Source organism: Paenibacillus sp. J22R160, assembly GCF_059692135.1.
This window is the reverse complement of the sequence record NZ_JCAUAU010000003.1, coordinates 359498-372564: the sequence shown is the minus strand read 5'-3', so window position 1 is coordinate 372564 and position 13067 is coordinate 359498. Positions and strand designations below refer to the sequence as shown.

Annotated in this window: 10 protein-coding genes; all 10 read left to right on the top strand. The window is 48.6% G+C overall.

The window, feature by feature from the left end; translation table 11 throughout:
• Positions 1 to 17: 17 nt before the first annotated feature.
• The 10 genes from AC58UW_RS08730 (at position 18) to AC58UW_RS08685 (ending at position 13056) form a co-directional block, all read left to right on the top strand.
• Positions 18 to 1403, top strand: a complete 1386-nt coding sequence (locus tag AC58UW_RS08730; protein ID WP_497420301.1) for a family 4 glycosyl hydrolase — start codon at positions 18 to 20, stop codon at positions 1401 to 1403.
• Between the two features lie 13 nt (positions 1404 to 1416).
• Positions 1417 to 2796 (top strand): MATE family efflux transporter, encoded by a 1380-nt coding sequence (locus AC58UW_RS08725; RefSeq protein WP_497420300.1) that lies wholly within the window; start codon positions 1417 to 1419, stop codon positions 2794 to 2796.
• A 24-nt stretch (positions 2797 to 2820) separates the two neighbouring features.
• Positions 2821 to 5034 carry an alpha-galactosidase gene (locus AC58UW_RS08720; protein ID WP_497420299.1) on the top strand — a complete coding sequence of 738 codons (2214 nt, stop codon included), beginning with the start codon at positions 2821 to 2823 and terminating at the stop codon, positions 5032 to 5034.
• Positions 5035 to 5036: 2 nt separating this feature from the next.
• Positions 5037 to 5411, top strand: coding sequence for a cupin domain-containing protein (locus tag AC58UW_RS08715; RefSeq protein ID WP_497420298.1), 375 nt, complete (start codon positions 5037 to 5039; stop codon positions 5409 to 5411).
• Positions 5408 to 7186, top strand: coding sequence for a glycoside hydrolase family 36 protein (locus AC58UW_RS08710; protein ID WP_497420297.1), 1779 nt, complete (start codon positions 5408 to 5410; stop codon positions 7184 to 7186). Before AC58UW_RS08715 ends, AC58UW_RS08710 begins: the two co-directional genes overlap by 4 nt.
• 41 nt (positions 7187 to 7227) lie before the next feature.
• Positions 7228 to 8220, top strand: coding sequence for an aldo/keto reductase (locus AC58UW_RS08705; protein ID WP_497420296.1), 993 nt, complete (start codon positions 7228 to 7230; stop codon positions 8218 to 8220).
• A 39-nt stretch (positions 8221 to 8259) separates the two neighbouring features.
• Complete coding sequence (locus tag AC58UW_RS08700) at positions 8260 to 9459, top strand: glucuronate isomerase (RefSeq protein ID WP_497420295.1); 1200 nt, start codon at positions 8260 to 8262, stop codon at positions 9457 to 9459.
• A 122-nt stretch (positions 9460 to 9581) separates the two neighbouring features.
• Complete coding sequence (locus AC58UW_RS08695) at positions 9582 to 10538, top strand: ABC transporter permease (RefSeq protein WP_497420294.1); 957 nt, start codon at positions 9582 to 9584, stop codon at positions 10536 to 10538.
• Positions 10539 to 10568: 30 nt separating this feature from the next.
• Positions 10569 to 11438, top strand: coding sequence for a carbohydrate ABC transporter permease (locus tag AC58UW_RS08690; RefSeq protein WP_497420293.1), 870 nt, complete (start codon positions 10569 to 10571; stop codon positions 11436 to 11438).
• A 46-nt stretch (positions 11439 to 11484) separates the two neighbouring features.
• Positions 11485 to 13056 (top strand): type 2 periplasmic-binding domain-containing protein, encoded by a 1572-nt coding sequence (locus AC58UW_RS08685; RefSeq protein WP_497420292.1) that lies wholly within the window; start codon positions 11485 to 11487, stop codon positions 13054 to 13056.
• Positions 13057 to 13067: the final 11 nt, after the last annotated feature.

Genomic DNA, 13067 nt, shown 5'->3' with positions numbered 1-13067 from the left:
TTGTGAGGAGGAGCAAAATGAAATTCAATAACGGGAAAGTAAACGACATACAAATTGCTTACATCGGTGGAGGCTCTATGTATTGGGCCAAAAATCTCATTGCGGATCTGGCGCTGGATGACCAACTATCGGGTACGATTCGGCTCTATGACCTTAACTATGACAAAGCCCAAAATAACGAGAAATTAGGCAACTCGGTTTCTGATTATGCCGAAACGAAGTCCAAATGGATATACAAGGCGTATCCGACGCTCAAAGAAGCATTAATCGGCTGTGACTTTGTGTTCATTTCGATTCTTCCCGGAACGTTCACCGAGATGGCATCCGATGTGCATGAACCTGAAAAGTACGGCATTTACCAAGCGGTTGGCGATACAACTGGGCCTGGAGGGTTGGTTAGAGCGCTGCGGACGATTCCGATGTATGTGGAAATAGCCCAAGCCATAGAGCGCTTTTCGCCGGATGCTTGGGTGTTTAATTATACGAATCCGATGACGCTATGCACACGGACGTTATACGAAGTATTCCCAGGAATCAAGGCGCTTGGTTGTTGTCACGAAATATTTGGTACGCAAGGATTATTGATTCGTATGCTGCGTGACATGGAAGGTATAGAGGGCGTGCACCGGGATGATGTGAAAGTGAACGTGCTTGGTATAAATCATTTTACATGGATCGATCAAGCTACCTATCAAAATATAGATTTGCTCCCGATGTATCGGAAGTTTGTAGATAAGTACTACGAGTCGGGCTTCGAGCATAACAAAGATGCTTGGATGACGAACACGTACACGGCAGCTAACCGGGTGAAATTTGATTTGTTCCGACGTTACGGCATTATTGCGGCGGCAGGAGATCGCCATCTGGCCGAATTTATGCCTCCTTGGTACATGAAGGACTCGGAAACGGTTCGCTACTGGAAATTTGGCTTAACGACGGTTGAAAGCCGTGTGGAGAAGCACATTGCAACGGAGCTTTATTACCGCAAGCTGCTTAGCGGAGAGGAGAAGCTGCCGCTGAAGGCATCAGGAGAGGAAGAAGTTAGACAACTCAAAGGATTAATCGGTCTCCAATCCTTTGTTACCAATGTCAACGTTCCGAACGTGGGACAAATGAAGGGGATACCGCTGGGAGCCGTTGTCGAGACGAATGCCGTGTTCTCAGCGAACAGTCTGCGCCCTGTTTATGCAGGCGAGCTTCCGCTCGCTGTTAATAATCTGGTGCTGCAGCACACGGTGAATCAAGAGCTTATTTTGAAGGCAGCTCTGCAAAAGGATAAAGCATTAGCGTTCAATGCTTTCGTGAATGACCCGCTTGTGACTATCGATGTAAACCAAGCGGAAATGTTGTTCGACCAGATGCTGCAAAATACGAAATCGTATTTGCCGGGATGGAACATCTAATGGCGGCCCGACCATGAAAGCAGCAGAAGCCTACAATGATTCCGTCATGGTTGACTCGCAAGATAACAAGGCGGTCCGCCGCATTATTTTTAAGCTTGCCGGACCCTCTTTGGCGGAGATGCTGCTCATTAACATGACACAAATGGTGATGATGATTCTGGTGGGTCATTTAGGAGCGGTTGCTGTTGCAGCTGTAGGATTAACGAGCCAGCCGTATATGTTAATGACCGTCCTTTTTGCAGCGCTAAATACAGGAACAACAGTCATTGTTGCTCGTTCCACGGGAGCAGGCAATATGGGGGATGCGAATCGGGCTGCAGGCCAGTCGCTAATGCTCGGCTCTGTGCTCTCCATCCTCGTCGTGGTACTTGGCGCTCTATTTGCGGAGGCGATGCTCCGAATGATGGGGGCAAGCGTTGAGGTTGTTCATTACGGGCTGAACTATGCCCGGCTGATGTTTCTGTCCATTGGATTCTCCTCCATCTCTTCCGCTTTGTCCGCTATTTTGCGCGGGGCTGGAGATACCCGGACTCCGATGAAAATTAATGTGTTGTCAGGGTGTCTGTCGATATCTCTGGGGTTTGTGCTAATTTACGGCCATCTAGGCATGCCGGAAATGGGAGTTGCTGGAGCAGCTATCGCCGCTTTGGCGGTTCAAGCTGTGGCGATGATCGCCTTCATAGTTGTCATGTTCAGCGGGAAATTTGCGGTCAGGATTGGCTGGGCGGAGATAAGCCGTTTGGATAAAAGCATCATTTACCGCATGTTGAAAATCGGCATCCCCTCGAGCCTGGAGCAGCTCATAATGCGCCTGGGTATTATGACGTTCGTCAAAATATGCGCAGGACTCGGGACGGTTGCCGTTGCTGCATCACAAATTGTGACGAGTATTATCGGTATCTCGTTTATGCCTGGGGCTGCTTTTGCCATAGCGGCTTCAACCTTGGTCGGCCAAACGCTTGGTGTAGGCAAACCCGACCTTGCTGAGCAGTATGTATGGCAAATCCGGAAATACGGCATGCTCTTAGCCGGTGTGATGGGGGCGGTATTTATCTTGTTTGCCCCTTATATTTTTAGGCTATACACCAGTGACGCCACCATTATCCGTGAAGGAGCATGGGCTCTTCGGATCGTAGGTTTTATCCAAATTTCGCAAATCTCACAGTTCATTCTTGGCGGAGCTCTGCGGGGAGCTGGAGATACAAGATTTCCTTTATACTCGACATTGATTGGCGTCTGGGGCGTGCGGGTTTTGCTCAGTTATTTATTTGTTTATATCTTTTCGTGGGGCATGTTCGGATTATGGAGTGCGGTTGCCTGCGATCAGTTTCTGCGGTCAAATCTCATTTATTTCAGGTTTAAACGGATGGTTTGGAAACATGTAAAGATTTAATGCATAAGAAAGGAGCTGCGGGATATGGGAATTGTGTATGATCCGAATTCGCAAACCTTCCATCTTCAAGGGAAGTCGATTAGCTATATCATGCAGTTGGTTAAATCCAAATACCTAGCCCACGTCCACTTTGGACGCAGGGTTCGCGGAAGCAATCTTGGCGGCCTGCTTGCTATTCGGCGTCGCTGCTCGTTCTCGCCGTCAACGGATCCGAGCGATTTAACACTATCGCTCGACACGCTGCCGCAGGAATTTCCGGCGTATGGCGGCAGTGATTTTCGAGTTCCCGCCTACCAGGTCCAAATGGAAGACGGAACGACCGTCAGTGAGCTTATTTATGAGTCTCATCGAATATATGCAGGAAAACCCCAGCTGGAGGGCTTGCCGGCTACTTATGTAGAAGAGGACAGCGAAGCAGAGAGCCTCGATATCATTTTGGTGGATGCAGTGATCGGCTTGCAAGCTGTTCTTACTTATACGGTTTTCCGCGATCATGATGCGGTCACCAGATCAGTTCGCTACATCAACACGGGAAATCGCTCAATGAAGCTGCTTAGAGCCTTGAGCTTTGGCCTCGATATCTCTCATTCCGAGTTCGATATGCTCCATTTGTCTGGAACATGGGCACGCGAGCGCCATATCGAAAGACGCCCGCTCGCAACGGGCGGATCTGTGATTGAGAGCCGCAGAGGGAGCAGCAGCCATTCGCTGAACCCGTTTATGGCTCTCCTATCGAAGCAAGCGGATGAAGATCAAGGAGAAGCCTATGGCTTTAGTCTTGTATATAGCGGAAGCTTTGTTGCGCAAGCAGAAGTAGATCCATATGGGACAACCCGTGTTGTCATGGGGATTAATGCCTTTGACTTTTCTTGGCTGTTAGAGCCGGGGCAAGCTTTCCAATCGCCTGAGGCTGTTCTTGTATTTTCAGCTGAAGGAATTGGCGGAATGTCGCGTATTTACCATAAGCTGTACCGCACGCGACTATGCCGAGGGGAGTTTCGAGATCGTCACAGACCGATTCTCATCAACAACTGGGAAGCGACCTATTTCAACTTCAATGCGGATAAAATCGAAGAGCTTGCGGTGGTTGGAAAAGAGCTCGGTTTAGAGCTTCTAGTTCTTGACGATGGTTGGTTCGGCAAAAGGGACAATGACAAAAGCTCGCTCGGAGATTGGTTCGTCGATGCGGATAAATTGCCTAAGGGCATGCCGGATTTGGTTAGCCGTGTGAATCGGCAGGAGCTAGCGTTCGGTCTTTGGTTTGAGCCGGAAATGGTGTCGCCCGACAGCGACTTGTATCGCGCACACCCGGACTGGTGTCTGCACGTGCCCGGTCGGCGCAGGACAGAGGCGAGGCAGCAGCTGATTCTGGATTATTCGCGCCAAGATGTAAGGGATTACATCGTAACCGTCATTACGGATATTCTTGCCAGCAGTCCAATCGCCTATGTCAAATGGGACATGAACCGCAATATGACGGAAATCGGTTCAGCCCAGCTCCCCCCGGAGCGGCAGCGGGAGACGGCTCACCGCTATATGCTTGGTCTCTATGAGGTGCTGGAGCGGATCACGTCCAGCTTCCCGAACGTGTTGTTCGAAAGCTGCTCCGGCGGCGGCGGGCGATTCGATCCGGGCATGCTCTACTACATGCCGCAGACATGGACGAGTGATAACACGGATGCGGTGGAGCGGCTAAAAATTCAATATGGAACAAGCATTGTGTATCCAATCAGCGCTATGGGGGCGCATGTTTCTGCGATCCCGAATCATCAAGTGCATCGCTCGACACCGCTGGATATGCGGGGACATGCCGCCATGTCGGGCAATTTCGGCTATGAGCTGGATTTGACCACGTTCACGGAGGCGGAGAAGGAGGCTGTAAAGCGGCAGGTTGCGCTCTATAAGCAGCTGCGCCCGCTCATTCAATTCGGACAATTTTACCGGTTGAGCAGTCCTTTTGAAGGTGTTGACGCCGCTTGGATGTTCGTGTCAGAAGATCAGAAAGAAGCGCTTGTCGCTTATTTTCAAGTGCTGGCTGAGCCCAATGCGCCGCTTAAGAAGCTGCGCCTGAGGGGCTTGGAAGCAGGCAGCAATTATCTGTTGTATGATGCGGATGCTCCAGAGGAGACGGAGGTACCCCGTTTCGGCGGTGACGATTTGATGCATATTGGTTTGCATTTACCGATCTGGAAAGGCGATTTCCGAAGCCGCCTTTATCATTTGACTATGGAGGGATAACAATGAAGAAACTGCGTTTGAGCGAGCTGCGGGATACAAAGAACGGACATATTTTGCAGGATGTTTTGCCGGGCGATTACTTATCTTCTGGCGGTCTTTCATTTGCCAAACGAGGGGAGCGCAGTCACACCAATGATGGACCGGATGGCAGAGACTATCATATCCATGGGGATTGTGAGGCGTTCATCATTTTGCAGGGGACGGGAACCATGGAGATTAACGGGGAGCATACGCCGGTTACAACAGGGGATATCGTAATCGTTGAGCCGGGTGAAGATCATCACCTCAATTCGAGTGAGGACGATCCCATTGTGACCGTATGGTGCCATGCGGGCTTGAACCGTCATAAGAATCAACAGCAGGAGGGGTCTGTATGAACCAGCAAATCACGACTGCTGCCCATACCTTTACGTTAACTGGAGCGGATCATCCGTTCACGGTGTCTCTTTTAGCCGAGAAGCTGCAGGAGGGTCTGGATCTAATCACGCTGCGTTTGGATGCGGAAGAAGCTTCAGTTCCCCCTGCTTTAACGCTGAATTGGTCCCATCCCGCTTGTGACATTCAGGCCAGCTGGCATCCTGCGCAAGACCGAAATAAAAGCTTTAAAGCTGACTGGATGCGCACATTGCGCTCTAACGCTGCTGCATCGGCTCCCGTCTATGCGCTGTTTAACAGCCTTGGCCACAATAGGCTTACATTCGCTTATTCGGATGCGCTGAATACCGTTCATTACTCGGGAGGCATCAGCGAGGAGAAAGCAGACTTCCATTGCCGGGTACAATTGTTTGCTGAGACGACAGCACCTTTTCGTTCCTATGAAGCCAAACTTCTCGTGGATACGAGAGATATTCCTTACTACGAAAGCTTGCAAGGTGTGCAGGAGTGGTGGAGCGCAATGCCGGAATATCGCCCTGCCTTCGTCCCAGCCGCTGCCAAAGAACCGATGTACTCAACTTGGTACAGCATGCATCAGAATGTAACGGATGAACAGATTGAACAGCAGTGTCAGATCGCCAAGAAGCTCGGGATGGAAGCCGTCATCGTTGATGATGGTTGGCAGACGGAGGATAACCGCAGAGGGTATGCCTACTGTGGCGATTGGGAGACATACGACGGGAAATTCCCTGATATGAAGCGGCATGTGGACGCGGTTCATCGTCTGGGCATGAAATTTATTCTATGGTACTCTGTGCCTTTTATCGGTAAATACAGTCATGTGTGGGATCAGTTCAAAGACAAAATTCTGCGGTTTAACGAGAATCATGGCGCCGCCGTGCTTGATCCGAGATACCCCGATGTCCGTGAGTACATCATTCATAAATATGAAGAAGCAGTGAAAGAATGGGACTTGGACGGATTCAAGCTGGACTTCATCGATACGTTTTATTCGCCGGAACTGCAGCTCCCCTCGACGGTTGAAGGGAAGGACTATGAGTCGATTCCAGCGGCTGTTGACCGTCTTTTAACGGATTCGATCGGCAGACTGAGAGAGCTGAAACCCGATATCATGATCGAGTTCCGCCAAATGTATATTGGGCCGGCTATGCGCAAGTATGGCAATATGTTTCGTGCTTCGGATTGTCCGAATGATAGTATCCAGAACCGGGTACGGACGCTTGATATTCGATTGATTTGCGGAAATACGGCAGCTCATGCGGATATGATCATGTGGCATCCTGAGGAGCCAGTGGAAAGCGCAGCACTCCAGCTGATTAATTGCTTGTTCTCCGTACCTCAAGTTTCTGTGCTTCTGGATAAATTGCCGTCTGAGCATGTGTCAATGCTGGGCTATTGGCTTGCTTTTTGGAAAGAGAACCGGGATCTGCTTCTAGACGGCAGGATTGAACCGATGAATCCAGAGCTGTTATATCCGCTTGTACGTTCCGTAAAAGGGGACAAAGGAATTGTTGTCGCTTACCATGACAGCATTGTGCCCATTCCAGGGGCTAGTTCTGTTTCGAAGTGGATTGTGGTGAACGGCAGAAGGCAGGATGGACTTTACCTGGAGATGCCAGAAGCTGTTGAGGCAGCTAAGGTGGTCATTACATCGTGCACCGGTGAGATTGTGGAGGAAGTGTCCGCCCCGATTACGGCAGGTATTCACAAGCTAGCGATTCCAGCTTCCGGCACGGCGACCCTCTACCTTTCATAGTCTTTCTTCAAAAAGCTCATACCTATTAGGAGGTTTCTTTCATGAACTATTTGGCTGATGAACAACGATATACAAAAATGGCCTATCATCGGACGGGATTAAGCGGTCTTAAACTGCCGCCGATCTCGCTCGGTTTATGGCATAACTTTGGCGGGGTAGATACCTTCGAGAACAGCAGGGCTTTGGCGCGTCACGCCTTTGATTTGGGTATTACGCATTTTGACCTTGCGAATAATTACGGGCCGCCGACAGGGTCTGCGGAAGAAACTTTTGGGCAGATTATGAAGAAGGATCTTCTTCCTTACCGCGATGAGATGATTATCGCCACGAAGGCAGGCTATCGCATGTGGGATGGCCCGTATGGAGAGCGTGGCTCTCGGAAAAGCATGCTCGCCAGTTTGGATCAGAGCCTGAAACGGTTAGGCTTAGATTATGTCGACATCTTTTATTCACATCGTTTTGATGCTGAAACGCCGCTTGAAGAAACAATGAGCGCTTTGGATCAAGCTGTACGCCAGGGGAAAGCGTTGTATGTAGGCGTGTCCAACTATAATGCAGAACAAACGGAGAAGGCAGCGGGTATTTTGAAAAGACTGGGGACACCGTTCGTGATCCACCAAGTGCATTATTCCATGTTCGAAAGAAGGCTAGAACAAGGCTTGCAGGAAGTGCTGGCTCAAGAGGGCATTGGCTCGATCGCTTACAGTCCGTTAGCCAGGGGGCTGCTCACCGACCGTTATTTGGAGAACATCCCGGCAGACTCACGTGCAGCTGGAGGCAGTGTGTTTCTGCGGCCTGAAGACATAACGGAAGAGAAAATTGCGATATCACGACGACTGAATGCTATGGCGCAGGAGCGGGGACAAAGTCTGGCCCAAATGGCCTTGGCATGGGTTCTTCGCAAAGGGCATGTAACTTCCGCTTTGATCGGGGCAAGTAAAGTGAAGCAATTGGATGATAATGTGGCAGCTTTGAATCAGCTTCATTTTACAGAGGACGAATTGGCTTTAATTGATCAAATTCTTGCAGGGTGATTCATTCGAATTTCGTAGTAACAGGAGGAGGAAATGGAAATGAGCATAGGGATACAACTTAGTAAGGAAGCGTTCACGAAGCATATTTTGCAGCAACCGGTTTTGGATACTCACACCCACCTAGTGGGGGATCGTCTCGCTGCTAGAGATTTTTGGGAAATTGCCCATTACTTCTGGCTGTTTCGCGAAATGCAGGCAGCAGGTTATCCGGCAAATGCCATGGAGCTCCCGGAGGATTTGCGAATTCCTGCGTTCTTAGATGCGTACAAGGCAACCAGAAACACCTTGATGAACATAGCGTTTACGCATATTTTAAAAGACCTTTATGGCATAACGATCAGCGATAAGGCTTCCGTTCTGGAAGCTGATCGCGCCGTCAAGCAGTCTGTCCAAAAGGTTGACTGGGCGCAAGAGGTAGCCAACCGTATGCAAGCGCGACGTTTCGTCGTGAATATACCGGAGCATGCCGAGTTTCAAGGCATGGAGCACAATGCCATTCTGATCCCACGGATTGATGGGAAATTGGGGGCATGGGTTAAGGACATCGAAGCGTCGAGTGACCGTGCTGCAGCATTCGCGGAAACACGTGTGAAGCTGGGGCAATTGTTGGATGTGTACAAAGAGGATGGCGTCAAAGGGATTATGACAACGCTGCCGAGCTATAATGTCAGCGCCAATCATAAAGTCGTCATCGGGCAGGACAGCACCAAAGATGAGATCCTGATGATGCTATTGCACGAAATCGGAGCAGCAGCTGAGCAGAGGGGGCTGCTTGTGCAGCTATTTCTCGGCGTAGAACGCTCCTGGTGTGGAACGGCCGTACCGGTAAATGATCCGGCACGTATTTTAAAGTTGTCCGCATTGTTTGAAGCGTATGCCTGTCCGTTTGAGCTTGTCGTAGCATCGGAGCTGAATAACTTGGATATCGTGCAGGCGGCCTGGAATTTCCCCAATGTGCATGTCGGCGGGCATTGGTGGTTTAACTTCCGGGCAAGCACATACCGTGACAGCATGCAGTACAGGCTGGAAGCTCTTCCTGCCATCAAGAGCTCGCTGATTGTGTCCGATGCGCGCTGCATAGAGTGGAGCTATGGCAAAATTATCGTAATCAAGCGGCTAGTGAGCGAGTTCCTCTGGCATCAAATCGAAGCGGGCTGGATTGACCAGTTGACGGCGATTCAGATTGCGGAAGATTGGCTGTATCGAAGTGCAGCGAAACGGTACGGCATGGAGTCTTGATTGTTCGCCTATCAATCGTAAAAAAACACAAAGCGCTATAAGTTTCGCCATCGCTAGGTACTGCCAACCCTTGTAAGATAAAGAAGTACATTAAATGCAGTAGGCATGAAGGGGAGGAGAACATGGCCAGTAAAATTCAGCCATCCGATCGAACAATTTACAATTTCTCATCGCAGAGTCAGAAGTGGGCTTTTATGCGAAAACATTGGCCGATTTATGTGATTTCATTACCGGGTATTATTTATTTCTTGCTTTTTAAATATGTCCCCTTATTCGGTTCAGTCATTGCTTTTCAAAACTACAACATATTCAAAGGCATTAAAGGGAGTCCGTGGGTCGGTCTGGAAAATTTCCAGCGAATGTTCCAATATACAGAATTTCTGCAGATTTTGAAAAATACGATTCTGATCGGGGTCTATGATTTGGTCTTCGCCTTTCCGGTTCCCATTATATTGGCCTTGTTGATCAATGAATTACGAATTCTGACTTACAAAAGAATCGTTCAAACCGTGGTCTATATGCCGCATTTCCTCTCATGGGTCATCGTAGGCGGGGTTGTTGTAGGGGTACTATCCCCATCAACTGGAATCGTCAACCATCTTCTCGGCTTATTCGGCGTCGATCCCATTTACTTTCTAGGGGAAAATGAATATATCCGGACGATTCTTATCAGCTCAGGCATCTGGAAAGACAGCGGTTGGGGGACGATCATCTATTTGGCAGCGATTGCGGGCATTAACCCTGATCTATACGAAGCCGCCCAAATCGATGGTGCAAGCCGGTTCCGGCAAGTGTTCTCCATTACGATTCCAACGATTTTACCGACCATTGTTATTCTATTCTTGCTCCAAATTGGAAACTTTCTCGACTTTGGCTTCGAACGCGTCTTTGTATTCCTTAACCCGCTCAACAATGAAAATGGGGAAATTATTGATACGTTTGTATACCGTGCAGGACTTGTCGACCGTCAGTACAGCTACACAACAGCTATTGGGCTGTTCAAATCCGTTGTCGGCTTAGCCTTAATTATGTTCAGTAATACATTCAGTAAAAAAGTTACGGGTGAAGGCTTGTATTAATGCCACAGATACGAAAGGAGGTAACTCGCTATGATTATGACAAGAGGACATAAAATTTTTAATTTTTTTAATATTATTCTGTTGGGAGCTCTCGGACTAAGTATGGTGCTCCCCCTGATCCATATTATTGCGCAATCCTTGAGCAATAACGTCGCGATTAACGCTGGGCAGGTCTCCCTGTGGCCGGTTGGCTTTACACTGGGAAGTTATAAGCTTATTCTGCAAGATCCGACGATCTGGTTAGGGTTCCGGAACAGCGTCATTATTACCGTATTCGGAACATTGATCAATTTGTTTATGACAACAACGCTGGCTTATCCGTTATCCAGACCTGAATATTTGTTCCGTAAATCGATTCTAATCATGATCCTGTTTACACTAATTTTCAGCGCACCGCTTATTCCTAATTATTTGCTGGTGAAGCAGCTAGGTTTGCTAAATACACTCTGGGCTTTAATGCTTCCGATGGCGATTAGTGCTTTCAATCTATTTGTTATGCGATCATTCTTCCTGAACTTACCGGTTGAACTGCTGGATTCAGGCAGAATGGACGGATGCGGGGAATTCCGGATCTTGTGGAACATTGTACTCCCGCTTTCCAAGCCCGCTATGGCGACCATGGGTATCATGTACGCTGTTGGTCACTGGAATCGTTATGCCGAAGCCGTCTTTTATATTGATCACCGAAATTGGATTCCCCTGCAGGTACGCTTACGAGAAATTGTATTCACGGATCAGTTCGGCCAATCGGATGTATCATCCGAATTAATGCTCTTTCTTTCACCCGAAGGGATTAAAATGGCCGTTATTGTTGTCGCAACGATTCCCATTCTTCTTGTCTATCCGTTCCTGCAAAAGCACTTTATTCAAGGTATGATGGTAGGCTCTGTCAAGTCTTAACCGCATGGAAACGCATCTAATTTTCGATTAGAAAGAAGGGATTCCATTGAAAAAAATAGCAGTTGTGGCGCTAGCCGCAGCACTGTCTGCCGGCACTATAGTCGGATGCTCCACAGGAACTACTGAACCGCAGCAAACCGCAACGTCTACGGCGACACCGGAGGCAAAGAAATCGCCAACGAAATTTTCTATTTCTTATCCCACGACGACCAATACCGGCTACCATACCCGTGTCGATATTAACAATGACAAATGGGTGAAAAAGCTAGAAGAACTGACGAATACCGACCTCACGCTGAAAGTAACGGAAGTAAGCAAAATGGGCCTTATGTTCGCAAGCAATGACGTTCCCGATGTCGTCGGAAGCTTGGGGACAGCGACAGATAAAGCAATGTCAGGCTCCGTAGAAGCGGGCATGTTCATGCCCCTGGATGACTTGCTGAAACAGAATGCTCCCAATTTGATGAAAATGGTACCCAAGGAAGCCTGGGAAGCTGTATCGTATAATGGCAAAATTTACGGCATTCCCAACTGGTTGAACAATCCCTCCAGGCGTGCCACCTTTATTCGTACCGATCTGTTGGAGAAGGCAGGGTTGCCGGCGCCGAAAACGGTTGAAGAATTTGTGAATGTGCTCCGTAAGTTTAAAGAGATGGGCGTTAAGTACCCGTACGGCGGGCGTGAAACGTTAAAATATGCCGATACGATCCTCGGCGCATTCGACGTGCTTCCTTATAAAGAGCAGTTTGAATTGGTAAATGGTCAAGTTGTACCGAAGTTTTTCGATGTGGAAAATATGACGAAAGCGTTAACCGTCTATAAAACCATGTATGATGAAGGACTGATGGCGAAGGAATTCGCGACGACATCATCGACGGATTGGTTGAAAAATATTCGTGCCGGCGAGGTAGGGATATGGTCTTCCAACTTGGTCAGCTTAAATGATTTCCGGACGAATATTCCGAACGCCGTGAAGGGGGCGAAGGTCGATGTCATATCTTCACCAAAGGGCCCGGATGGCAAAAGCGGTTATCTCATGTATTTACCGGTCACAAGTGCGCACTATATTAACAAAAATGTGAAGCCTGAGACGGCAGCGGACATCGTGAAATATTTCGATTGGATGTCGTCAGACGAAGCTTATAAGTTCTTCACTTTCGGAATCGAAGGCGATACGTACACGATGGTGGATGGTAAAATCAAGTATAAAGAACCGACCAATAAAGAAGAACAGGAAGAGCAGGACCATAGAGGTACCTTGCACTCCGCGCATGAAAGCACGGTTAACCGTTTGAAAATGGAAACAGATCCGAATGGTCCGTATATTTTGAATGCTTTTGATAACGTTCTTGCTCATGAAGGGTTATCTGGTATTGGCTTTGCTCCGGATTTGGAAGCGAATAGCAAATACCCCGATGCTGCTTCACCGGGATCAGATGCAGCCCCGAAAATCATTATGGATCATATGATCAAAATGATATACGGCAAAGAGCCGATTGCTGACTGGCCGAAGGTGATTGAGGAGTATAAGACCAAAGGCGGCAATGAGATTATTAAAGAAGCAACGGATCGTTATCAAAATAAAAAGGGTGTCCTTTTCCTTGGAAAGAAATTGTGATGACCGCTGGG